22 protein-coding genes and 1 riboswitch are annotated in these 23816 nt (G+C 66.3%); of the genes, 8 read left to right on the plus strand and 14 right to left on the minus strand.

Annotated features, from left to right (window positions below; all coding sequences use genetic code 11):
• Positions 1-27: 27 nt before the first annotated feature.
• A complete protein-coding gene (locus ACSAGD_RS03515; protein ID WP_437584347.1) occupies positions 28-1386 on the minus strand; it encodes an MFS transporter in 1359 nt (452 codons plus the stop codon).
• Positions 1387-1635: 249 nt separating this feature from the next.
• On the opposite strand from ACSAGD_RS03515, the gene ACSAGD_RS03520 reads away from it, so the two are divergent.
• On the plus strand, positions 1636-2064 hold the full coding sequence (locus tag ACSAGD_RS03520; RefSeq protein ID WP_437584348.1) for a DUF2269 family protein: 429 nt from the start codon (positions 1636-1638) through the stop codon (positions 2062-2064).
• 218 nt (positions 2065-2282) lie between these two features.
• On the opposite strand, the gene ribH is transcribed toward ACSAGD_RS03520, so the two are convergent.
• From ribH to ACSAGD_RS03545, 5 genes are all read right to left on the minus strand, one after another.
• Positions 2283-2750 carry a 6,7-dimethyl-8-ribityllumazine synthase gene (gene ribH / locus ACSAGD_RS03525; RefSeq protein ID WP_437584349.1) on the minus strand — a complete coding sequence of 156 codons (468 nt, stop codon included), beginning with the start codon at positions 2748-2750 and terminating at the stop codon, positions 2283-2285.
• Between the two features lie 47 nt (positions 2751-2797).
• The gene (gene ribB, locus ACSAGD_RS03530; protein WP_437584350.1) at positions 2798-4063 is read right to left on the minus strand and encodes a 3,4-dihydroxy-2-butanone-4-phosphate synthase; all 1266 of its coding nucleotides are present in this window, start codon (positions 4061-4063) and stop codon (positions 2798-2800) included.
• Positions 4060-4686 carry a riboflavin synthase gene (locus ACSAGD_RS03535; protein WP_437584351.1) on the minus strand — a complete coding sequence of 209 codons (627 nt, stop codon included), beginning with the start codon at positions 4684-4686 and terminating at the stop codon, positions 4060-4062. The genes ribB and ACSAGD_RS03535 overlap by 4 nt, the downstream gene beginning before the upstream one ends.
• Positions 4686-5708, minus strand: coding sequence for a bifunctional diaminohydroxyphosphoribosylaminopyrimidine deaminase/5-amino-6-(5-phosphoribosylamino)uracil reductase RibD (gene ribD / locus ACSAGD_RS03540; RefSeq protein WP_437584352.1), 1023 nt, complete (start codon positions 5706-5708; stop codon positions 4686-4688). Before ribD ends, ACSAGD_RS03535 begins: the two co-directional genes overlap by 1 nt.
• A 62-nt stretch (positions 5709-5770) precedes the next feature.
• Positions 5771-5914, minus strand: a riboswitch (FMN riboswitch).
• 79 nt (positions 5915-5993) lie between these two features.
• On the minus strand, positions 5994-6911 hold the full coding sequence (locus tag ACSAGD_RS03545; protein WP_437585094.1) for a sugar-binding transcriptional regulator: 918 nt from the start codon (positions 6909-6911) through the stop codon (positions 5994-5996).
• A gap of 167 nt (positions 6912-7078) precedes the next feature.
• Between ACSAGD_RS03545 and ACSAGD_RS03550 the strand changes: the two genes are divergently transcribed.
• The 3 genes from ACSAGD_RS03550 (at position 7079) to glpK (ending at position 11281) form a co-directional block, all read left to right on the plus strand.
• Positions 7079-8800: a glycerol-3-phosphate dehydrogenase/oxidase gene (locus ACSAGD_RS03550; RefSeq protein WP_437584353.1), complete on the plus strand. Its 1722-nt coding sequence runs from the start codon at positions 7079-7081 to the stop codon at positions 8798-8800.
• Positions 8801-8938: 138 nt separating this feature from the next.
• Positions 8939-9697 carry an MIP/aquaporin family protein gene (locus ACSAGD_RS03555; RefSeq protein WP_437584354.1) on the plus strand — a complete coding sequence of 253 codons (759 nt, stop codon included), beginning with the start codon at positions 8939-8941 and terminating at the stop codon, positions 9695-9697.
• Positions 9698-9766: 69 nt separating this feature from the next.
• Positions 9767-11281, plus strand: a complete 1515-nt coding sequence (glpK, locus tag ACSAGD_RS03560) for a glycerol kinase GlpK (protein ID WP_437584355.1) — start codon at positions 9767-9769, stop codon at positions 11279-11281.
• Between the two features lie 108 nt (positions 11282-11389).
• On the opposite strand, the gene ACSAGD_RS03565 is transcribed toward glpK, so the two are convergent.
• The 4 genes from ACSAGD_RS03565 to ACSAGD_RS03580 are packed head-to-tail and all read right to left on the minus strand — an operon-like array spanning position 11390 to position 15216.
• Positions 11390-12142, minus strand: a complete 753-nt coding sequence (locus ACSAGD_RS03565; protein ID WP_437584356.1) for an HAD family hydrolase — start codon at positions 12140-12142, stop codon at positions 11390-11392.
• Positions 12139-13146, minus strand: a complete 1008-nt coding sequence (gene trpS, locus ACSAGD_RS03570) for a tryptophan--tRNA ligase (protein WP_437584357.1) — start codon at positions 13144-13146, stop codon at positions 12139-12141. The genes ACSAGD_RS03565 and trpS overlap by 4 nt, the downstream gene beginning before the upstream one ends.
• Before the next feature lie 39 nt (positions 13147-13185).
• A complete protein-coding gene (locus ACSAGD_RS03575) occupies positions 13186-14037 on the minus strand; it encodes an exodeoxyribonuclease III (RefSeq protein WP_437584358.1) in 852 nt (283 codons plus the stop codon).
• 42 nt (positions 14038-14079) lie between these two features.
• Complete coding sequence (locus tag ACSAGD_RS03580; RefSeq protein ID WP_437584359.1) at positions 14080-15216, minus strand: YihY/virulence factor BrkB family protein; 1137 nt, start codon at positions 15214-15216, stop codon at positions 14080-14082.
• A gap of 174 nt (positions 15217-15390) precedes the next feature.
• On the opposite strand from ACSAGD_RS03580, the gene ACSAGD_RS03585 reads away from it, so the two are divergent.
• Both ACSAGD_RS03585 and ACSAGD_RS03590 read left to right on the plus strand, forming a co-directional pair.
• Entirely contained in the window at positions 15391-16377 is a 987-nt protein-coding gene (locus ACSAGD_RS03585; protein WP_437584360.1) for a hypothetical protein, read from the plus strand.
• Positions 16374-17057, plus strand: a complete 684-nt coding sequence (locus tag ACSAGD_RS03590) for a haloacid dehalogenase type II (RefSeq protein WP_437584361.1) — start codon at positions 16374-16376, stop codon at positions 17055-17057. Before ACSAGD_RS03585 ends, ACSAGD_RS03590 begins: the two co-directional genes overlap by 4 nt.
• A gap of 72 nt (positions 17058-17129) precedes the next feature.
• Here ACSAGD_RS03590 and ACSAGD_RS03595 read toward each other — a convergent pair whose 3' ends face one another.
• From ACSAGD_RS03595 to sdhC, 4 genes are read right to left on the minus strand one after another with little or no spacing between them, the layout of a single operon-like run.
• Entirely contained in the window at positions 17130-17888 is a 759-nt protein-coding gene (locus ACSAGD_RS03595; RefSeq protein WP_437584362.1) for a succinate dehydrogenase iron-sulfur subunit, read from the minus strand.
• A gap of 2 nt (positions 17889-17890) precedes the next feature.
• Entirely contained in the window at positions 17891-19705 is a 1815-nt protein-coding gene (gene sdhA / locus ACSAGD_RS03600; RefSeq protein ID WP_437584363.1) for a succinate dehydrogenase flavoprotein subunit, read from the minus strand.
• A 6-nt stretch (positions 19706-19711) separates the two neighbouring features.
• The gene (gene sdhD, locus ACSAGD_RS03605) at positions 19712-20161 is read right to left on the minus strand and encodes a succinate dehydrogenase, hydrophobic membrane anchor protein (RefSeq protein ID WP_437584364.1); all 450 of its coding nucleotides are present in this window, start codon (positions 20159-20161) and stop codon (positions 19712-19714) included.
• Positions 20162-20175: 14 nt separating this feature from the next.
• Positions 20176-20508 (minus strand): succinate dehydrogenase, cytochrome b556 subunit, encoded by a 333-nt coding sequence (sdhC, locus tag ACSAGD_RS03610; protein ID WP_437585095.1) that lies wholly within the window; start codon positions 20506-20508, stop codon positions 20176-20178.
• Between the two features lie 258 nt (positions 20509-20766).
• Here sdhC and ACSAGD_RS03615 point away from each other — a divergent pair, with 258 nt between their 5' ends.
• On the plus strand, positions 20767-21882 hold the full coding sequence (locus tag ACSAGD_RS03615) for a mannose-1-phosphate guanylyltransferase (RefSeq protein ID WP_437584365.1): 1116 nt from the start codon (positions 20767-20769) through the stop codon (positions 21880-21882).
• Positions 21883-22091: 209 nt separating this feature from the next.
• Positions 22092-23753: an ABC-F family ATP-binding cassette domain-containing protein gene (locus tag ACSAGD_RS03620; RefSeq protein WP_437584366.1), complete on the plus strand. Its 1662-nt coding sequence runs from the start codon at positions 22092-22094 to the stop codon at positions 23751-23753.
• Positions 23754-23816 lie beyond the last annotated feature (63 nt).

Below are 23816 nucleotides of genomic sequence, written 5' to 3' on the forward strand. Positions count from 1 at the left end.
GAGCCTTCGTGGTGACAGTGCGTGAAGCTACTTCTCCATGTCGACATCCTTGGTCTCTGTGCTGACCAGCAGCGAGACCAGGGTGATGAGCGCCATCACCGAAAGGTAGACACCGACCCAGAACGGGCTTCCGCCGCCCGCGCTCCACAGTGCGACGGCGATGAACGGCGCAACGGCGGCGCCGAGGATCGACGACACGTTGTACGAGACGCCGGAGCCGGTGTAGCGCACGTTCGTCGGGAAGAGCTCAGGCAGCAGTGCGCCCATCGGCCCGAAGGTCATTCCCATGAGCGAGAATCCGACGACCAGCAACGCCAGGACGCCGACGAGTCCGCCGTCGAGAAGCGGAACGAACAGCAGACCGAACACGACGATCGCGAGCGTCACCCAGATGAGCGTGCGGCGACGACCCCACTTATCGGCCCACGGCCCAGAGAGGAGCGTGAAGATTCCGAAGAACACGACGCCGAAGATCGACATGAGGATGAACGTCGTGCGGTCATAGCCGAGACCCGAGAGGGCGGCATCCGGCGCATTCGTTCCGTAGCTCAGCACGAACGTCGTCATCAGGTAGAAGAGCACGTAGGTCGCCAGCATGAAGAAGGTGCCGAGAATGAGCTCGCGCCAGTTGTTGCGCAGCACGGTTCCGAGCGGAACCTTGCGCACAGCGCCCTTCGAGACCGTCGACGAGAACGCAGTCGACTCGACGAGCTTGAGTCGCACGATCACACCGACGATCACCATGATGATCGAGAACCAGAACGGCACGCGCCATCCCCAGGCGAGGAACTGCTCGTTGACGCCGCCGTTGGCGGGCTGCAGCACCGAGATCAGAATGAACAGACCGTTCGCAACGATGTAGCCGAGCGGCGCACCGAGCTGCGGGAACGTGCCGTACCAGGCGCGTTTGCCCTTCGGTGCGTTCTCCGTCGCGACGAGCGCGGCGCCCGACCACTCGCCGCCGAGCGCGAAGCCCTGCGCGAGACGGAAGATCACGAGGAACAGCGGCGCCCACCAGCCGACCTGGTGATATGTGGGGAGGAACCCGATGAGGAACGTCGCGATTCCCATCGTCATGAGGGAGGCGACGAGCGTCGTCTTGCGGCCTTTGCGGTCACCGAGGTGCCCGTAGAAGATCGCACCGAGCGGTCGCGCAACCATCGCCGCCCCGAAGACGGCGAACGACGAGAGGAGGGCCACGGTCGGGTCTCCCTCGGGGAAGAAGAGGCGCGGAAAGACAAGAACCGCAGCGGTCGCGTAGACGTAGAAGTCGTAGAACTCGATCGTCGTCCCGATCATGCTCGCGAGAATCACTCGGGAGCGCGGGTTCGCGGGTGTGGGGACTTCCGGTGTGGCGTTGGGTGTCGTGATGGATGCCTTGGACATGAGCCTTCGATTGCGTGGAGTTGCGGCTGCGTGCGATCGTGCGGGGTGGGCACGGTCGGCACTCAGTTCTGACGAGGCCCCTGCTTGTGGCGGGACCTGCTGATCCTACGCCTCATGGCGAATTCGCAGAAAGATTGAACGGATGCCGCTGGCCGCGGTTCTTGATGCTGGAAAGCCCTCTCCGGCGCCGCGCCCCAAACCCATCGAAGGATTGATGCTACGGATCGTGCCGCGGATTAGCCTTGAAGCATGGAAACTCTCTTCAGCGTGCTTCATGTCGTCGCGGCGGTCTTCATCGTCGGCCCCATGGCGATTCTTCCGATGACGGCGATGCGTGCGGTGCGTGCGGGCAACGGCAGTCAGGTCGCTGTGCTTGCGAAGTCCACCATGATCTTCAGCTGGCTCTCGGTGCTTGTGGTGGTGTTCGGCTTCGGCATCATGGGGATGAGCGAGTACGACATCTCCATCTCGACGCCGTGGATCCTGTGGTCGCTCGTGCTCTGGGCAGCGGCGACGATCATCAACCTCGTGCTCGTGGTTCCGTCGATGCGCAAGGCGGCGGCCGCGCTGTCCGATGGCTCCGCCGAGGGCTCCGGCTACCCGGCGATCGCCGCGGGCAGCGGAATCTCGACGATCCTGCTCATCGCGGTCGTCGTGCTCATGGTCTGGAAGCCGTAGCACCAGCTCGTCGGCCGCCGAGACTCCTTCGCCGGCGCGGCTCGTTCCGATGCCCCTGTTTCAGCGTGTCCCATACCGGCGCGCTACAGAAAAGGTTTTGCGCTCTCGAAATTCCGAGAGCGCAAAACCTTTTCTGCAGCGCAGTTGAGACTGCGCCAGCGAAGCCGGCGCTCAGCGCAGCCAGTATTCAGCGCAGCCGTGCTCAGCGCAGCCGGTGTTCAGCGCAGGTCGGCGATCGCCCGGGCTGTCGCGATGGCGGCCTCCGCCGCCTCGGTGCCCTTGTCCTCCTTCGAGCCCGGGAGACCGGCGCGATCGATGCCCTGCTGCTCATCGTCGAGGGTCAGCACACCGAACCCGACGGGTTTGCCGGTCTCGATGCTCACCTGGGTGAGACCGCTTGTCGCGGCATCCGACACATACTCAAAGTGAGGCGTACCGCCGCGAATGATGACACCGAGCGCGACGACCGCGTCGGCACCGTTCTCCAGTGCCGCTTTCGACACGACCGGCAGCTCGAAGCTTCCCGGCACGCGCACCAGCGTGTGATTCGCTCCGGCGCTGTCAAGCGTGCGGACAGCGCCGTCGATCAGCCCGTTCATGATGGTGTCGTGCCAGCTCGCGGCGACGATGACGATGTTGAGCCCCGTGCCGTCGACGTTCAGCGTGGGGGAGCCTGCTCCGCTCATGGTTCTCCTCGTGCGTGATGGTGCAGATGATCTGCGGATGGATGTGGTCAGGTGGTCGGGCTGCCCGGCGCGAGGGACTGCTCGAGCTGGTGGCCCATGCGGTCGCGCTTGGTCGCAAGGTAGTCGGAGTTGAAGGGACCGACGCCCACGACGAGCGGCACCCGCTCGGTCACGTGAATGCCGTGCGACTCGAGCTGCTGCACCTTGTTCGGGTTGTTGGTGAGCACGCGGACGGTGTCGAGTCCGAGGTCGGCCAGAATCGCGGATGCTGCGGTGTAGTCACGCGCGTCAGCGGGAAGCCCCAGGGCGAGGTTCGCGTCGAGGGTGTCGAGGCCGTCCTCCTGCAGCTTGTAGGCGCGCAGCTTGTTGATGAGACCGATGCCGCGGCCCTCGTGCCCGCGCAGGTAGATCACGATGCCGCCATGGCGCTGGATCGTGTCGAGCGCGGCATCCAGCTGCGGACCGCACTCGCACTTGAGCGAGCCGAACGCCTCGCCGGTGAGGCACTCCGAGTGCACGCGGGCGAGCGCGCCGGGAGCGAGGTCGCCGGCGATGATCGCGACGTGGTCGGCGCCGGTCTTGCGGTCGCGGTACGCGCGCATGCGGAACGTCCCGTGCGTCGTGGGCACGGTCGTCTCGACCTCGAAGATCACCTCGGAGGACTCCGGGATGCTCGGCTGCGACGTGCACGCCGCAGAGGCGGTCGGGTTCGCCTCGATGTAGCGGATCAGCTCCGCGATCGTGATGACGGGCACGTCGTGCTGCTCGCCGAGCTCGATGAGTCCCGGCAGGCGCATCATCTCGCCGTCGTCGCGGATGACCTCGCAGATCGCGCCCACGGGGGTGAGCCCGGCGAGCTTCATGAGGTCGACGGCCGCCTCGGTGTGCCCGTCGCGCTCGCGCACTCCGCCGTCGCGGGCGCGGAGCGGAAGCACGTGGCCGGGACGGATGATGCTCGCGGGCGTCGAGGCCGGGTTGCCGAGGGTGCGCAGCGTGTGCGCACGGTCCGCGGCGCTGATGCCCGTGGAGACTCGATCGGCCGCGTCGACGGAGATCGTGTACGCCGTGCCGCGGGGGTCTTCGCTGTTCTCCACCATGAGCGGGAGGTGCAGACGGTCGGCGATCTCGTTCGTCATGGGCGCGCAGATGTAGCCGCTCGTGTGGCGGATCGTCCAGGCCAGCCACTCCTGCGTGGCGAGCTCGGCGGACAGAATGACGTCGCCCTCGTTCTCGCGCGACTCGTCATCGGCGACGAGGACCGGCTTGCCCTGGCGCAGCGCTTCGAGCGCCTCAGGAATCGTTGCAAGGCTCATCGTGAGCTCCCTTCAGCGGCGTCGCGCGCCAGCATCCGTTCGACGTGTCTGGCGATGATGTCCGTCTCGATATTCACTCGGTCGCCCACCGCCAGATGTCCGAGCGTCGTGGCCTCGAGCGTCTCAGGAATGAGCGAGACCTCGAACCACTGATCGGGCAGCTCGGCGGGCGCTACGGTGCTGACCGTGAGCGACGTGCCGTCGACGGCGATCGAGCCCTTGTCGACGACGAGCCGTGCGAGGCCGGCCGGAAGCGAGAACCGCAGCACCCGCCAGTTCACGTCGTCGCGGATCTGCTCGACCCGGGAGGTGCCGTCGACGTGCCCCTGAACGATGTGCCCGCCGAGTCGATCGCCGACGTGCGCGGCGCGCTCCAGGTTGACGCGGCGGCCGACGTCGACCGTGTCGAGCGTCGACATCTCGAGGGTCTGGCCCATGACGTCCGCCGTGAACCAGTCGTCTCCCTGCTCGACGACGGTGAGGCAGACACCCGAGACCGAGATCGAGTCGCCGTGCTGCGCGTCGGAGACCGCAAGCGGACCCTCCACGGTCAGCCGCAGCGACGTGCCGTGCCGCTCGGTCGCGATCACAGTGCCGATCTCTTCGATGATGCCGGTGAACATTAGCGGTTTCCCTTCATGCTGAGGGTGAGGCGCACATCGTCTCCGGTGCGCGTGACGTCTGTGAGCTGAGGGCGAAGCGCATCGTCGATGGTGCGCACGCCGATGTCTGTGAGCGCGAGTCGGTCGCCGCCGATGAGCGCCGGTGCGAGGTAGGCGACGATCGTGTCGACGAGTCCGGCGCGCAGCAGCGCGGATGCGAGCGTGGCGCCGCCCTCGAGGAAGAGCGTGCGCACGCCGCGGTCGCGCAGGTCAGAGAGGTCGTGTGAGAGATCGCGTCCGTCGTAGTGAGTGAAGGGGTGAGGATGCCGTCGAAGCGCTGCGCTCTCCGGCACAGCCCGCCTGCCGAACACCACGGGAACGGGCTGCGCGTCGAGCAGAACTCCGTCCGCGTCGCGCGCCGTGAGCGAGGGATCATCGGCGAGGACGGTTCCCGTGCCCACCGCGATCGCGTCGTGCCGCGCTCGCAGCAGGTGGGCATCCGCGCGGGACTCGGGCCCGGTGATCCACATGCTCGAGCCGTCCGGCGCGGCCGTTCGCCCATCGAGGGACGAGGCCCATTTGAGTGTGACGAGCGGACGATGCAGTCGCGCAGTCGGCAGCCAGTCGCCGAGGAGCGCCTCGGCGTCGGCGGCGAGGACGCCGCCCTCGACATCGACGCCGGCTGCGGCGAGCCGCGCTCCGCCTCCGCGGGAGTGACGCCCCGGGTCCGACGCGGCGAAGACGACGCGCGCGATGCCCGCGTCCAGGAGCGCGTCGACGCACGGTCCGGTTCGGCCGGTGTGATTGCAGGGTTCGAGACTGACGATCGCGGTCGCTCCGCGCGCGGCATCCTTCGCCAGAGTCGAGAGTGCGGCGACCTCGGCGTGCGGAGTGCCGGCGCCCATGTGCCAGCCTTCGCTCAGCACGGTGCCGTCCGGGGTCGCGATGATGCAGCCGACGCGCGGATTGACGCCGCGCTCCGGGCCGTTCTGGGCGAGCGCGAACGCGTGCCGCATGAGCTGCTGCTCGCGATCTGTGGCCACCGGCGCTCCTTCTCATCTGGGCGCTCCGGGTAGCGTCCACGCGCGTCGCGACACGGGCGACGCCACGTGCTGCCTCCCTTCCGGACTCGAGCTGCGAATGGCAGCCCATAACCGTCGGTTCCGGAATTTCACCGGATCAGCCTCCCGAGGGAGGGTCGCGGACTGTCACCGCCGGTTCGGACTCTCACCGACCCCGGAGCACGTTTCGTGTACTCCACATGCTACGCCACCTGGACTGGGTTTCGGCTCTGTGTCCCTCGGTGACGGATGCCGGTGCGATGCCGTTCAGGAGAGCAGCTTGCGCGCCGTCGTGACGTCCACGATGAGATCGGTGATCAGGCCCGCCGCAAGCGCACCTCGAAGGCTCTGCAGCTTGCTCTCGCCGGCCACAATGCAGACGCGCCGCGCGACCCGCCGCTGCACGTCGAGATCGGGACCGGAGGAGCGCGTGTTGATCTCGATGCCGTCGCTCGAACCGTCCTCGCGGTAGAAGACGGTGGCGACATCGCCGACGACTTGCGACTCCTGCATGGAGCGAAGGTCGTCGTCGTCGAGGTATCCGCCGACGTAGACGTGGCTCGGCACGACCGCGAAAGGGGAGCCGAGGCCGAACACCGTCATGTCCATGTTCCGCTGCATGTCGAGCACGCGTCGCACGCTGCGCTCGCGCCACATCGCGCGCTTCGTCTCCGGATCGTCGAACAGCGCGGGCACGGCGAACTGCTGAACAGCGGCACCGTAGGCGGTTCCGAAGCGCTGCAGCAGCTCACTCGCGTAGACGAGCCCTGTCGTTCGTGGGTTCGCCGCTCCGTTGAGCTGCACGATGCGCGTGTTGTGGGTGCTCTTGGGCACGAGGTGCCGTGAGACGGCCGTCATCGTCGCACCCCACGCGACGCCGATCGACATATTCGAGTCGACGAAGCTGCCGAGAATTCGTGCAGCCATGAGCGCAACGCGGTCCAGCCGGTCGACGTCGCTCGACTGATCGGGCACAGGAACGACGTGCGCGACGACACCGAAACGCGACCGGATGTCGGCCTCGAGCTGCTGCGGCATATCGAGCGGACTCGACACCTGAATGGTCACGAGTCCGGTGTCTCGAGCGTGACTCAACAGGCGAGAAACCGAGGATCGTGAGGTGTGGAGCTCATGCGCGATGGCGTCCATCGTGAGGTCCTGCAGGTAGTAGAGCTGCGCTGCCATGAGAGCGTCTCGGGTCTTGCCGGAGATTGCATTCGTCGAGTTCTTCGCCACCGCGTCCTCCTTGCACGTTTGTGCACTCGCTTTGAACGACAGTGTATCTCGTGGTCATGATGGGGGCACGAGGGCAACGAGGTACAGCTGCCCGGATCCGACGAGGAGTGATCCCAATGACGCGCGAACAGTCCGAACGCATGCGAGACAGCGTGCGCTCCATTTCCGAGCGCCCGCACAGCCAGGTGCTGATCATCGGTGGGGGAATCAACGGAATCTCGACATTCCGCGATCTCGCGCTTCAGGGAGTCGACGTCACCATCATCGAACGCGATGACTGGTGCTCCGGCGCATCCGCGGCATCCTCGCACATGATCCACGGCGGCATCCGCTACCTCGAGAACGGCGAGTTCCGCCTCGTGCGCGAGTCCGTTCAGGAGCGCAACGGTCTCGTCAAGATCGCGCCGCACTACGTCAAGCCGCTCGAGACGACGGTGCCGATCTTCTCGACCTTCTCCGGCATCCTGTCGGCTCCGCTGCGATTCCTCACCCACAAGCAGGGCAAGCCGCAGGAGCGCGGCGCACTGCTCATCAAAATGGGTCTGATGATGTACGACTCGTTCTCCCGCGACGGGGGAGCGGTGCCGCGCCACACCTTCCGGGGCAAGACGAAGTCCCTCGAGGCGCACCCGCGCTTCAACCGCGATCTGAAGTACACGGCGACGTACTACGACGCCTCCGTGCACGACCCGGAGCGCCTCGCGCTCGACGTTCTCCGCGACGGACTCGCGGCCGGACCCCACGCTCGCGCCGCGAACTACGTCGAAGCGGTCGGCTTCGACGGCGGCGTCACCGTGCGCGACAACGCGACGGGCGAGACCTTCACCCTCACGGCCGACCTCGTGGTCAACGCGAGCGGACCGTGGACGGACCTCACCAACCGGGCACTCGGCACCGACACCGCGTTCATGGGCGGCACCAAGGGGTCGCACATCGTCATGGACAACCCCGAGCTGCTCGAGGCGACCGGCGGCAACGAGATCTTCTTCGAGCACGAGGACGGTCGCATCGTCCTCATCTACCCGCTCAAGGGCCGCGTCATGGTCGGCACAACCGACATCGACGCTGACCCGGCTGAGCCCGCGGTCTGCACCGAGGAGGAGGTCGACTACTTCTTCGACCTCGTGAAGCACGTCTTCCCCGACGTTCACGTCGACCGCTCGCAGATCGTCTACCGCTTCTCCGGCATCCGGCCGCTGCCCGGCCACGGAGACACGCAGCCCGGCTTCGTCTCGCGTGACTATCGCATCGTTCCCGGTGAGCTCGACGGCACTCCGCTGCTCAGCCTGGTCGGCGGCAAGCTGACGACCTTCCGCGCGCTCGGCGAGCAGCTCGGCGACGCGGTTCTCGAGCGCATCGGCGCATCGCGCGCCACCTCGACGGCGGGCATGCCGATCGGCGGCGGCCGTGATTACCCGAAGACGGATGCCGCGCGCACGACGTGGCTCGCAGCGCACAGCGACACCATCTCGCGAGAGCGCGCCGACGCGCTGCTCGAGCGGTACGGCACGCGAGCCGCATCCGTCATCGACGAACTCGACGCCACGTCGGACACCCCGCTGACGAACGCACCCGAGTACTCACGCGAGGAGATCGCCTATCTGGTGCGCACCGAGCAGGTCGTCCACCTGATCGATGTGCTGAAGCGCCGCACCAGCCTTGCGTTCACCGGACAGGTCTCTGACGCGCTGCTCGACGAGATCGCCCCGATCGTCGCGTCGGAGCTCGGCTGGGATGCCGCGAAGACGGAACACGAACTCGAACACGCCGCACGGATCCTGCGGGAGGCCCACGGCGTGAATGTCACCCGGCGGAAGGAGACTGCCACCCCCGCGTAAAACCCGAAGGGGCCTGCTCTTGTTTCGCACCCCGGACCCGGTTAGGTTCTGGAGTGAAGAGGCGGGCCTGACAACCTGCATCACAGCCGCGAACACCCGTGCCGCGGCTCCTCTCTACTGGAAGGTCAAAGAAGACACATGGCACTTGGATCGATTTTCATCTCCGAGGTCGTTGGCACAGCACTGCTCATCATCCTCGGTGGCGGCGTCGTCGCTAACGTCGTGCTTGCGAAAACGAAGGGATTCAACGGCGGCTGGCTGCTGATCAACTTCGGATGGGGTCTCGCAGTCTACGTCGGCGTTGTCGCCGCCGCGGTCTCGGGAGCTCACCTCAACCCCGCCGTGACCGTCGGCATCGTCGCCAGCGGCGCTGAGGAATTCGTTCCGGGCGTGGCAGTCACACTCGGAACCACATTCCTGTACTTCGGCTCGGAGATGCTCGGGGCGTTCCTCGGCGCCATCATCGTGTTCCTGTCGTACAAGAAGCACTTCGACGAGTCGGATGACCCGGGCGCGAAGCTCGCGGTCTTCTCGACGGGTCCCGAGATCCGCAGCTACGGCTGGAACCTCCTCACAGAGATCGTCGGAACCTTCGTTCTGGTGTTCCTCGTCATCGCGTTCGGCCAGCACGGCGACGCCGCGGGCCTGGCCTCGCTCGGCGCTCTGCCTGTCGCCCTCGTCGTTGTCGCCATCGGTATCTCCCTCGGTGGTCCGACGGGATACGCGATCAACCCTGCCCGTGACCTCGCTCCGCGTATCGCCCACGCGATTCTGCCCATCAAGGGCAAGGGCTCGAGCGACTGGTCGTACTCGTGGGTCCCGGTCGTCGGTCCGCTCATCGGCGGCGCCCTCGGCGGATGGGCCGGCACCGCCGGTCTTCTCCCGGGCCTCGTGTAATCCTTCGGCGGGCCGCGCTCTGCGGCCCGCCGTCTCAAACCCGAAGTCGCAACAACAAAGGAGTTCCCCATGGCGAACTACGTAATTGCCATCGACCAAGGCACGACGAGCTCGCGTGCCATCATCTTCGACAAGGCGGGCACGATCGTCTCGACCGGTCAGCTCGAGCACGAGCAGATCTTCCCGAAGGCGGGCTGGGTCGAGCACGACGCCAACGAGATCTGGAAGAACACGCGCGAGGTCATCGGCCAGGCACTCTCGAAGGCCAACGTGACGCGTCACGACATCGCGGCGGTCGGCATCACCAACCAGCGTGAGACCACCGTGGTGTGGGACAAGAACACGGGTGAGCCGGTCTACAACGCCATCGTGTGGCAGGACACCCGCACGCAGGACATCGTCGACGAGCTCGCGAAGGACGGCGGAGTCGAGCGCTTCAAAGACATCGTCGGACTTCCGCTGGCCACCTACTTCGCCGGCACGAAGATCAAGTGGATCCTCGACAACGTCGACGGTGCACGCGAGAAGGCCGAGGCGGGCGACCTGCTGTTCGGCACGACCGACACGTGGGTTCTCTGGAACCTCACGGGCGGAACGGACGGCGGCGTCCACGTCACCGACGTGACGAACGCGAGCCGCACGATGTTCATGGACCTTGAGACGCTCGAGTGGCGCGACGACATCCTCGAAGTGTTCGGGGTGCCGAAGTCGATGCTTCCCGAGATCAAGTCGTCGAGCGAGGTCTACGGCCACGCCCACGGTTCGAGCCTTCTGCGCGAGACGCCGATTGCCGGCATCCTCGGTGACCAGCAGGCGGCCACCTTCGGTCAGGCAGCGTTCCAGACTGGCGAGTCGAAGAACACCTACGGCACCGGAAACTTCCTCATCTTCAACACGGGTGAGGAGATCGTCCGCTCGAAGAACGGTCTGCTGACGACGCTCGGCTACAAGCTGGGCGACGAGAAGCCGCACTACGCGCTCGAGGGTTCGATCGCGGTGACTGGTTCGCTCATCCAGTGGCTGCGTGACAACCTCAACCTCATCTCGTCCGCACCCGAGGTGGAGAAGCTCGCCGACACGGTGGAGGACAACGGCGGTGTCTACATCGTTCCGGCGTTCTCGGGTCTGTTCGCGCCGTACTGGCGTCCCGACGCCCGCGGCGCGATCGTCGGCCTCACCCGCTTCGCGAACAAGGGCCACATCGCCCGCGCCGCTCTGGAGGCGACCGCCTTCCAGACGCGCGAGGTGCTGGACGCCGTGAACGCGGACTCCGGTGTGGACCTCAGTGAGCTGAAGGTCGACGGCGGAATGGTCGCGAACGATGCGCTCATGCAGTTCCAGGCCGACATCCTCGGGGTTCCGGTGATCCGCCCGAAGGTCGTCGAGACGACGGCCCTCGGTGCGGCCTACGCCGCGGGTCTCGCGGTGGGCTTCTGGAACGACCTCGGCGAGCTCTCGGCCAACTGGGCTGAGGACAAGCGCTGGGAGCCGCAGATGGACGCCGACGAGCGCGAGCGTCAGCTGCGCCTCTGGAAGAAGGCCGTGACCAAGACGTTCGACTGGATCGACGAGGACGTCAAGTAGTCTCAGCGAATCCACGCTGAAACGCCGCGTGCCCCTGCGAGTGCAGGGGCACGCGGTCGTTAAGGACAGTGGATGCCGCGGTGCTCAGCACCGCCGCCGTGGCGGTGCTCAGCGGCGCAGCAGCTCCGACAGTTCGTCGAGCGACGCGATCGTCGTCACGTCGTTCTCTGCGGCGAGTGCCGCAGGATCAGCTGTGCCGCTGCCGTGCGAGACGGCGCCCTCCGGCACATCGTCGCCGAAGCGGTTGAGCCACACGCCCGTCAGCCCGGCACGCGCCGCGCCGACGGCATCCGTCAGCAGACGATCTCCGACGTACAGTGCGTCAGAGGGATCGACGCCGAAGCGCTCGCACGCCACGTGGAAGATCTCCGCGTCGGGCTTGGCGACTCCCACACCGCCCGAGGCGATGACGTGGCCGAAGCGGCCGTCAAGCCCTGTGCGCTGCAGCTTCACGTGCTGAAAATCGGGCTCGCCGTTCGTGATCACGCCGATCTGGGCGCCCGCTTCTGTCATCGCGTCGAGGCAGGGGAGTGCGTCCTCGAAGAGCAGCCAGCTGTCGCGATAGTGTTCGAAGTAGCCGTCGAACCACGTATCGGCCTCGGTCTCCGTGAGAGCGACACCGTGGGCGCCCGCGAACTCCGCGGCACGCACACGGCGCATCTCCGCGTAGGTCAGTTCGCCCGTCAGATACCGGTGGTAGTGAGCATCCTCGAGTTCGTGCCACAGCGTCGTCGAATCGAGTTCGGCGGTGCTGTACGGTGCGCCGAGAGAGTCGACATGTCGTTGGATGCCGCGAACCACCGCGTCTCGGTGATTCATGAGCGTGTCGTCGAGGTCGAAGAGCGCCAGGCGAATCGTCATCGTGCGCTCGCGAGGAAGCCGACCTTCTCGTACACCGTGGCGAGCGTCTCGTTCGCAACCTCATTCGCGCGCTCCGCGTTCACAGCCAACAGTCGGTCCAGTTCGGCAGGGTCGTCGAGCAGCTCGAGGGCGCGCTCGCGCACCGGCTCGAACTCCGCGACCACGGCACCCGCGACGGCCTTCTTGAAGTCGCCGTAGCCGTGTCCCGCAAACTCGTCGGTGATCTGCTGCATCGTGCTGCCGGTCACCGCACCGTAGAGCGCCATCAGGTTCGAGACGCCGGGCTTGGCGTCGCGGTCGAACGCTACGACGCCATCGTTGTCGGTGATGGCGCGCATGATCTTCTTCTGGAGCACCTTCGGCTCGTCGAGCAACCACAGAATGCCCTGCGGGGAGTCGCCGGACTTCGACATCTTCGACTCCGGGTTCTGCAGGTCGTAGATGCGGGCGCTGTCGGCCGGGATCTTCGCCTCGGGAATGGTGAAGACCTCGCCGAAGCGCGAGTTGAATCGCTCGGCGAGGTTGCGCGTGAGCTCGACGTGCTGACGCTGGTCATCGCCGACGGGCACGACCTGCGTCTGGTAGAGCAGGATGTCCGCTGCCATCAGGATCGGGTACGTGAACAGCCCCACGTTCGTTCCGTCGGAGCCGTAGCGCGACGACTTGTCTTTGAACTGCGTCATTCGGCTGGCTTCACCGAACCCGGTGATGGTGTTCAGCACCCACGAGAGCTGCGTGTGGGCGGGCACGTGCGACTGCACGTACAGTGTGGAGCGCTCCGGTTCGATGCCCGCCGCGATGTACTGCGCCGCTGTGCGACGCGTCTTCTGCCGCAGCTCGGCTGGGTCTTGCGGAACGGAGATCGCGTGCAGATCGACGACGGAGAAGAACGCGTCGTACTCCTCCTGCATCTTTCTCCACTGCACGAGCGCCCCGACGTAGTTGCCCGCGTGGAGTGAGTCCGCCGAGGGCTGCATGCCGGAGTAGAGGCGTGGCTTGGTCATTGTTCGTCCTTAGTGTGAAGAGTGTGGATGCCGCTGCGCTCAGATGGCGTAGTCGACGACGACCGGGGCGTGGTCGGACCATCGTGTGTCATACGATGCGGCGCGGTCGATCACGTAGTCCTTCACGGTCGCCGCGAGCGCGGGCGTCGCCGCGTGGTAGTCGATGCGCCAGCCCGTGTCGTTGTCGAACGCCTTGCCGCGCTGCGACCACCACGTATACGGACCGTCGACCTCGCCCGCCCAACGGCGTCCGACGTCGACCCAGCCGAGACCGGCGCCCGTTGAGCCGTCGACGCCCTCCACCGTCTCGCCCTCGGGGCCGAAGAATCGGTCGAAGTAGGCGCGCTCCTCGGGGAGGAAGCCGGAGTTCTTGCGGTTGCCCTTCCAGTTCTTGATGTCGAGCTCGCGGTGGCCGACGTTGAGGTCGCCCACGACGAGTGCGAGCTCCGAGTGCTGACGCAGCTCGGGAAGGCGCACGGTGAGAGCGTCGAGGAACTTGTACTTCTCGACCTGCTTCGGTGTGTTCGCCTCGCCCGAGTGCACGTAGCACGAGACGACTGTGAGCGGTCGTCCGTTCACCTCGAAGTCGGCCTCGAGCCAGCGGCCCGCGCTATCGAAGTCGTGGTCGCCGAATTCGACCCGATGCGCGCTCGGGGCCACGCGGCTCGCGATTGCGACCCCCGCTCGTCCCTTCGCGGTGGCCTCGTCGTGCAGGATGTGCCAGCCGTCACCCAGCAGGCTCTCGACGTGTTCGTCCTGCGCGCGAACCTCCTGGAGGGCGAGGATATCGACGCCGCGTGCGTCGAGCCAGTCACCCATTCCCTTGCGGTAGGCGGCGCGGATGCCGTTGACGTTCACGGATGCAATGCGGAGAGGTGACTGATTCGCCATGCACTCCATTCTAGGTTGAGCATGTGACACGATCGACCGGCGTCAGTGTCGCACGCGCGCGATGACCTTCTTCAGATGGCGGCGTGCGCGTGCTCGCGCGAAGATGCCCCTCGCGCGGTCGAAGGCCAGCCGTGCCTCACGGACCTCGGCGGCGGCGACCACGCGTCGCGCGTGTTCGAGCGCCTCGCGACGCTCTTCGTCCGTCGGGGTGTGCAGCGAGACGTCAAGGTCGGCGAGGCGGACGGAGATCCAGGATGCCGACATCAGAATGACCCTGCTGACGAGGTTGAACCACAGCAGCACACCGAAGACGGTGAAGCCGACGAGCAGCGGATTCCGAGTCGCGCTGTCGAAGAGCACACCGCTCGCGATCGAGAGCCCGGCGAGGGCGCCGCTGCCGATGAGCACTCCGGGCCCGAGCGCCTTCCACGGAATCGGCAGGCGCGAGAGCACCCGGAACAGCACCGTCAGCGTCGCAGCGTTGATCAGGAGCGAGATCACGACACCGAGCAGGGCGCCGCCGGCTCCGATCAGACGCGAGTTGGGGGAGAGACCGAGAAGTCCGCCGAACCACTCGAGAAGCTGAGTTCCCACGATGCTGAAGGTCGCGGCGAGGATGAACAGGATGCCGATGCTGAGCGCCATGCCGAGATCCCACAGCTTCTTGACGAAGAAGCTCCGGGGGTCGCGCGGCACCTGGAAGATCGCGCGCACGGCCTGCCGCGTGTAGAACATCCAGCCCGTCGCCGTCCACGTCAGACCCAGCAGAGCGACGAATCCCCACCAGCCGTAGAGCGAGGTGTTGAACAGCTGGCGCGGTGAGATGAGCGCGCCCTCGTCGCCGATGAGGTCGGGCACGGTGTTGTTGATCACGTCGATGAGCGAACTCACCAGCAGCGGATTTCCCGAGAGCCACGCACCGACGATCGAGAAGCCGACGACGAGCCCCGCGAACACGGCGAAGACCGCGTAGAAGCTCATGCCCGCCGCCATGAGGTTTCCGTCCTCCCACAGATAGTGCTGGACGACACGGTAGATGCGGTTCTGCGACAGCCGGTCGCCGATGCGGTTCACGGTATCGACCGGTTTTACCAACCAGGGGCTTCCGGGACGGCCCATCGCCCGAGTCTCGCCGGGTGCCGGCGTCTCAGGGTCGCGGGTGAAGAACGAGCGGGCCACGTGGTCAGCGTATTCTGAGTGGAGCATGAAACCGCCGAGCCTGCTCGTGTGGCGCGAATGTAACGCTGATGTGACACCCCGAGGTCGCATCTGTCGCAGAATTCGGACAGAATGACATCTGTGCCCTGAACGCGGGGCGAAACGCGGAAATCCTTGAGTGCGAGGGAACTCATCGTGACCCAACGACTGAGCTACGTCTCGGCGCCTGAATCGCCGTGGCTGGTCATTGCGGCTCCGCGTACCCTGATCGCCCTCAGCCCCAACGCCGAGCAGGAGCTCATTGACACCCTATGGCACAGCGCGTGCGCCGGTGATGGGTTCGAATCGCTCATCAGCATCCTGCCCGCTGAGTCTGGCGGGCGCCCTCTCTCGTTTGTTCTTCTCGGCGACATCGACGAGCGTGGCAGCGGAGCCTCGTTCATGGCGCTCGTCAACGGCCCCGTGGGCTTCGACGTCGCCTCCGGCGGTGAACCGCATCACATCGCGCCCTCCGGCAGCGCACCATGGCTGCGCACTCGGCTTCAGAACGTCTCGCACATCGCCATCGGCAAGCGAACGGATGCCGGCAGGCCGCTGCCCCTCGAGGTCGGCGTCGTCGCGGCATCCCGAATCGACATCGCGTTCGGTGAGGTCGCACCCACGCCGCCCGTGACGCGGCACGCACCGTTGAGCGAATCGGTCGAGCGCACCCGCCCCGCGACGGTCGGCGCGCTCGTCGAAGCACGCAAGACCGCGCGCGACGGCGGAACGGTTCCGCGAACGCCGCAGGGGCAGGCTGGACCGGTAGAGCTTCCCGATCTTCCCGATGCGCCTCCGACCGTGCGCTACGGCTATCGCGTCAATTCCGGTCAGGCTTTCGCACTCGATCTTCCGCACCGCTTCGGGCGTAACCCGTCTCCGACCTCAGAGACCGGCGTGCGGCTCGTGCCACTTCTGTCGCCCACCAAGACTGTCTCGGCGACGCACCTCGACGTGCGGCAGATCGGCGACACCGTCGTGGTCTCCGATCTCGGCTCCACGAACGGCACGTCGCTCATGCTTCCCAACATGCCGTGGCGGCGCATGAACGCCGGCGAGTCCGCGGTCGTGCCCGCCGGAACCTTCGTCGATGTGGGCGATGGCAACGTGGTCGAGATCATGCCCGGGGTTCCGCTGTCGTGACGCAGCTCACCGGCATCGACGTGCTCGTGTTCGATGTTCTCGGCACGATGGTTGACGAGCCGCGCGGCCTGCGCCAGGCGATCCGTCAGGCGCTCGGCTCCGATGAGGCTGCGATCGGCGACGCTCTCTCTGTGTGGCAGCGGCACGTGGAGCAGGAGCAACGCGCTATCGCGGAGGGCGCTCGTGAGTACGCGAGTACCGATGTGATCGACCGGGAGGCCGCGGCCGCGGTCGCGACGCACCTGGGTATCGTCGACGAACGCGCCATCGATCGTCTCGCCGGAGCCGGTCATCGTCTGCCGCCGTGGGCGGACGCGGCATCCGGTCTTGGTCGACTCTCGCAGATGTTCCCGGTTCTCGGCCTGTCGAACGCGAGCACCGCATCGCTGCTGCGACTGGGCGCGCATGCGGGGCTGCGCTGGCACCTCGTGCTCTCCAGCGAGGCGGCCGGAGCGTATAAGCCGGCGCCCGGGGTATACCAGCTCGCCATCGACGCGGCCGGGGTCGCTCCGGAGCGCATCCTCATGGTCGCAGCGCACGCGTGGGACCTTCGCGGCGCGCAGGCGTGTGGCATGCGGACCGCGTACGTCGAGCGTCCGGTGGGCGACCCGCCCGCGGCATCCGACACCTTCGACGGAGAGTTCCGCAGCCTCGACGAGCTCGCGGCCGCACTCGTCTGACGTTCCGATCGAGCATGAGAAACGCCGGGGCCCGCTGACGAATCAGCGGGCCCCGGCGTCACACGGAAGAGCTTACGGCTTGCCGCGCATGATGGCCTGCTTCACCTCGGCGATGGCCTTGGTGATCTGGATGCCTCGGGGGCATGCCTCGGTGCAGTTGAAGGTCGTGCGGCAACGCCACACGCCTTCCTTGTCGTTGAGGATGTCGAGGCGCACCTGCGCGTTGTCGTCACGCGAGTCGAAGATGAACCGGTGCGCGTTGACGATCGCGGCCGGACCGAAGTACTGGCCGTCCGTCCAGAACACCGGGCAGGAAGACGTGCACGCGGCGCAGAGGATGCACTTCGTGGTGTCGTCGAAGATCGCGCGGTCGGCGACGGACTGCAGGCGCTCTTTGCCCTTGCCGGGCGTGCTGTTCGCAACGAGGAACGGCTGCACCTCGCGATACGACTCGAAGAACGGCTCCATGTCGACGACGAGGTCCTTCTCGAGGGGGAGACCCTTGATCGCCTCGACGTAGATCGGCTTCGAGATGTCGAGATCCTTGATGAGGGTCTTGCACGCGAGACGGTTGCGTCCGTTGATGCGCATGGCGTCAGACCCACAGATGCCGTGGGCGCACGAGCGGCGGAACGTCAGCGAGCCGTCCTGCTCCCACTTGATCTTGTGCAGCGCATCGAGAACACGCTCGGTCGGCAGCATCTCGACGTCGAAGTCCTGCCAGTGCGGCTCCGTGTCAGCGTCCGGGTCGAAACGGCGGATGATCAACGTCACGGTGAACGTCTGGATGTCGCCTCCTGTGGACGGCGCCTCTTCCACCACCTGCGGCATGGCTAGTACTTCCTCTCCATCGGCTCGTAGCGCGTCACCACGACGGGCTTCCAATCCAGACGGATGTGGTCAGCCGCATCCGCGGAGTGGGGGTCTCCCGTGAGGTACGCCATCGTGTGCTTCATGTAGTTCTCGTCGTCGCGCTTGGGGTAGTCGTCGCGCATGTGGCCGCCGCGCGACTCCTTGCGGTTGCGGGCCGAGTAGACGACGACCTCGGCGAGGTCGAGCAGGAATCCGAGCTCGACGGCTTCGAGAAGGTCGGTGTTGAACCGCTTGCCGCGGTCCTGGATCGAGATGTTCATGTACCGCGCGCGCAGGTCGTGGATGGTCTTGGTGACCTCCGCGAGTGTGTCGTCGGTGCGGAACACCTGAGCGTTCTTGTCCATCTCGTTCTGCAGCGTCTTGCGCAGTGCGCCGATGCGCTCGGGGCCGGTGCCGTTCTTGATGCGCTCGAGAGTCTCGCGCACCTCCTTGGCGGGGTCCTCCGGCAGCGGAACGAACTCTGCGGTCTTGGCGTACTCGACGGCGTTGTTGCCGGCGCGCTTGCCGAAGACGTTGATGTCGAGCAGCGAGTTGGTTCCGAGGCGGTTCGAGCCGTGCACTGAGACGCACGCGCACTCACCGGCGGCGTAGAGGCCAGGAACGACGGTGTCGTTGCTTGAGAGAACCTCGGCGTCGGTGTTGGTGGGGATGCCGCCCATGGCGTAGTGCGCGGTCGGCATGACGGGAACCGGCTCTGTCACCGGGTCGACACCGAGGTAGGTGCGGGCGAACTCCGTGATGTCGGGGAGCTTCGTCTCGAGCACCTCGGCGCCCAGGTGCGTGCAGTCGAGGAAGACATAGTCCTTCTCAGGGCCCGCACCACGGCCCTCCAGAACCTCTTGCACCATGCTGCGCGCGACGATGTCACGCGGAGCGAGGTCCTTGATGGTCGGGGCGTAGCGCTCCATGAAGCGCTCTCCCGAGGCGTTGCGCAGAATCGCACCCTCACCGCGGGCGCCCTCGGTGAGGAGGATGCCGAGGCCGTACAGCCCGGTCGGATGGAACTGGAAGAACTCCATGTCTTCGAGCGGCAGACCCTTGCGCCAGATGATGCCGACGCCGTCGCCCGTGAGGGTGTGCGCGTTCGACGTGGTCTTGAAGATCTTGCCGAAACCGCCGGTCGCGAAGATCACGGACTTCGATTGGAAGACGTGCAGCTCACCGGTGGCCAGTTCGTAGGCGACGACGCCCGCGATGCGCTTCTCGCCGTCCACGTCGACCGTGACCAGGTCGAGCACGTAGAACTCGTTGAAGAAGTTGATGCCGAGCTTGACGCAGTTCTGGAACAGCGTCTGGAGGATCATGTGTCCCGTGCGGTCGGCCGCGTAGCAGGAGCGGCGAACCGCGGACTTGCCGTGGTCACGGGTGTGCCCGCCGAAGCGACGCTGGTCGATCTTGCCCTCGGGCGTGCGGTTGAACGGCAGCCCCATGTTCTCAAGGTCGATGACGGCGTCGATGGCCTCCTTGGCGAGGATCTCAGCGGCGTCCTGGTCGACGAGGTAGTCGCCGCCCTTGACGGTGTCGAAGGTGTGCCACTCCCAGGTGTCCTCTTCGACGTTCGCAAGAGCTGCAGCCATTCCGCCCTGCGCCGCGCCCGTGTGCGAACGGGTGGGGTACAGCTTGGAGATGACGGCTGTCTTCGCACCGGGGCCGGCCTCGATGGCGGCACGCATTCCCGCGCCGCCAGCGCCGACGATCACGACGTCGAACTGGTGGTAGTGGATGCCGTCGACGACGGTCGACTCGGATGTTGCAGAGTTCGCAGTGTTGGACATATCGGTTTAGACAGCCTTACAGATCGACGGAAGGAGGTCGGCGGGTGCGCCAGCGGGGCACGGGTCGAACGTCGTGATGACGAGCGTGCCGAGAACGATCAGCACGACGACGGCGATGAACACCGCGGTCTTCAGCGTGACGCGCATTCCGCGGCTGTGGGCGTAGTCGTTGATCAGCGTGCGCATGCCGTTGCCGCCGTGGATGAGCGCGAGCCACAGCATGAGACCGTCCCAGATCTGCCAGAACGGGTCAGACCACTTTCCGCCGACGAACGCGAAGTCGATGGCGTGCACGCCCTCGCCGACCATGAGGTTGACGAACAGGTGACCGAAGATCAGCACCACGAGCACGACGCCGGAGGCGCGCATGTAGATCCAGCCCCACTTCTCCCAGTTCGTTCCCTTGGAGCGAGTGGGGCGGGCCGGTGAGCGGGGAGCATCGATAGTTTGCGACATTGTTGTCCCCTTCCTCAGTGCGAGAACACGTTGATCAGGTGCCGAGGCACGAAGGCGAGCATGGTGATCACCCACAGGGCGATGACGATGTAGAACATCGCGCGCTGGTAGTGCGGCCCCTTCTTCCAGAGGTCGATGAGAATCACTCGGATGCCGTTGAAGGCGTGGTACACGATGGCGCCGACAAGCGCGACTTCGCCAAGGCCCATGATGGGGGTCTGGTACGTGCCGATGACGGCGTTGTAGGCCTCGGGCGCGACACGCACGAGGGCGGTGTCGAGGATGTGCACGAGGAGGAAGAAGAAGATGGCAACACCGGTGATGCGGTGAAGGACCCACGACCACATGCCTTCGCGACCGCGATACAGCGTTCCCGCTGGGCGTTTCGACGTAGTGGCTGACACTGGTGGAGTCCCTGCAGTCTTCGCTGACACGGAACGACCCTCCCTGACGATTCGCAGAATTCGCCGGTCGGACGGCCGGCGAGCGCACGAGGCGCTGGCCTCCAGTCTAGGACGCTATCGAGGCACTCTGCCCCTTAGGGGACCCTTAGTGTCTCGATGTCGAGATAACTGCGTGTCAGAGCTTCCCGGTACCGTTAGGGCATGGACAGCCTCTCTCAGCGCTTCTACAGCGTCATCCCTGCGGGCGGAATCGGGTCGCGACTCTGGCCGCTCTCGCGTGCTGACGCTCCGAAATTCCTCCACGACCTCACGGGCGCGGGCGTGACGCTGCTGCGGGCGACGTGGGATCGTCTCGCGCCCATCGCCGGGGGAGAGCGCATCATGGTCGTCACAGGCCGCGCGCACCGCGCGGCTGTCGAAGCACAGCTTCCTGAGATCCGCGACGAGAACATCGTGCTCGAGGCCGACCCGAGGGACTCCACGGTCGCGATCTGCCTCGCCGCCGCTGTTCTGCGTCGGCGCGAGCCCGACGTCATCGTCGGCTCGTTCGCCGCGGACCACGTGATTCGCGGTGACCGGCTTTTCCGCTCGGCGGTGCAGCAGGCGATCGCCGCAGCCGAAGACGGGTTCATCACCACCATCGGCATCCGTCCCACTGAGCCGGCGATCGGCTTCGGCTACATCAAAGCGGGCGAGTCGCTCGGCATCGATGGGGCCGAGTCGGCGATGCGCGTCGACTCGTTCGTCGAGAAGCCGGACGCCGAGCGTGCTCGGCAGTACCTGGATGACGGCGGCTACCTCTGGAACGCCGGAATGTTCATCGCGCGAGCCGATGTGCTCCTCGATGAGCTGCGCAGCAACGAGCCCGAGCTGCACGACACGATCGTCGAGCTCGCGGCATCCTGGGACGACCCCGCCGCTCGCGGGCCCGCCGTCGACCGTCTGTGGCCGCGGCTCAAGAAGATCGCGATCGATTACTCGGTCGCTGAGCCGTCCGCGGCAAAGGGGCGCATGGCGGTCATCCCGGGGCACTTCGGGTGGGACGATGTCGGCGACTTCGCCTCCCTCGCGAAACTCAACTCCAACGGACGCGCGAACGATCTCGCGATACTCGGTGAGAACGCCCGTGTGCTCGCCGACGCCTCGAGCGGCATCGTCGTGTCGCACAGCAACCGCGTTGTGAGTCTCATCGGGGTGAAGGACATCGTGGTGGTCGACACCCCTGATGCCCTTCTCGTCACGACCAGTGAGAACGCGCAGCGAGTGAAGGGCGTGGTCGACGCGCTCAAGATCTCCGGCCGCGACGACGTGCTCTGACCCCGATAGCATCCACCTCTTTACGCTGAGATGATCGTGGTCTAAACTCTCTGCTCGTGAAGAACTAGCGCACTCCTGTCCGGTCCGCGTCCGAAGGCACACGCCCGGCGGACACCGATGACAGGCGCGCAGAGATTCTTCCTCTCCAGACTCGACACGAGTCGCACTGTCATGGTGTGCGCGCCTGGGCGACCCCGAAGGGGGGCCAGATGCACACGCAAACACGAACACACATCACCGCGCCGGAACGGACGCTCGACCACATCCGCGTCGACGGCATCTCTCGCTCATACGGCGACCGACGCGTACTCACGGAGATCACGTTCACGGCTCCGCCCGGCGCCCGCCTCGGCCTGATCGGCGAGAACGGAGCGGGAAAGTCGACGCTTCTGCGCGTCATCGCGGGCGTTGACGAGCCTGACGGCGGAACGGTCGCCCGGCCGCAGCGGACGGGCCTGCTCTGGCAGGATGTCCCGCGCGATCAGGACGACACGGTGGACGATCTCATTGAGAGGTCGCTTGCCGAGGTCCGCGCGGCAGAGCGAGAGCTGACGGATGCCGCAGAGCAGCTCGACAGCTCTGACGACGGACCGGAGCGCTACGCCGCTGCACTCGAACGTGCTGAACGGCTGGACGTCTGGGGGATCGACGCGCACCGGGACCGCGTGCTTGCGGGCCTTGGGCTCGACGGCATCCCGCGTTCGCGTCGTCTCGATGAGGTGAGCGGCGGTCAGCGGAGTCGCTTCGCTCTCGCTGCGCTTCTGCTCGAACGGCCCGATGCCCTGCTTCTCGACGAGCCGACGAACCACCTTGACGACAGTGCGGTGGCGTTTCTGCGCGGTGAGCTTGAGAGCTGGCGCGGGCCGGTGCTCTTCGCGAGCCACGACCGCGCCTTCCTCGACGAGGTCTCGACCGGGCTCATTGACCTCGATGCTGGCCGGTCTGCGCTCGGAGAGGGCGGGGGAGTGACCCTCTTCGGCGGCAGCTTCACCGAGTACCTGGCGGAGAAGGAGCTCGAGCGTGAGCGCTGGGAGAGGCAGTTCGCCGACGAACAGGACGAGCTGAAGCGACTGAAGTATGACGTCGATGTCGGCGCGCGTCAGGTGAGTCACCGGCGCGGTCCGACCGATAACGACAAATTCATCACGAAGTTCAAGCAGGCCCGCACAGAGGGCGCGATCAGCCGTCGCGTGAAGAACGCGCGCGGACGCCTCGACGAGTTGCGCGAGAACCAGGTGCGGAAGCCGCCTGCGCTCCTGAGCTTCTCGGGGATCCCGACCGGCAGCCATGCACTCGGAGAGGGATCCTCGCTCGTCGCGGTGACCGATGCCCGCGTGGTCGGCAGGCTGCACGTGGACCGCGTGGTGATCGAGCCGGAGTCGCGACTGCTCGTGACGGGTGCGAACGGGGCAGGCAAGTCGACGCTTCTGCACGCGATCGCGGGAGACATTTCGCTCGATGAGGGCACAGTCGCGCGCCGGCGAGGGCTGCGAGTGCAGCTGCTCGAGCAGGACGTCGCGTTCGCGCGCCCTGACCGCAGCCCGCGAGCGCTGTACGAAGCTGCGGTAGGTGAACGGCGCGCCGAGCAGCTGTCGCTCACCTCGCTCGGGCTGCTTGCTCCGCGCGATCTGGACCGCCCGGTCGGCATGCTCTCCGTAGGGCAGCAACGGCGTCTTGCGCTCGCGCTCATCATCGCGCGGCCGCCGCACCTCTTCCTGCTCGATGAGCCGACGAACCACCTCTCTCTGCAGCTCGCGACCGAGCTCGAAGAGGCCCTCGGCGGCTATCCGGGTGCGGTCGTGATCGCCAGTCACGACCGCTGGCTGCGCCGTCGCTGGGCGTGGGAGCGGCTCGAGCTCACACCTGTCTGATGACGCGAAAGCGGATGCCGCGACGGGGGCGTTGTTCCCCCGTCGCGGCATGACTCGCTACTG

This window comes from Paramicrobacterium salitolerans (assembly GCF_051513965.1).
GTDB lineage: Bacteria > Actinomycetota > Actinomycetes > Actinomycetales > Microbacteriaceae > Paramicrobacterium.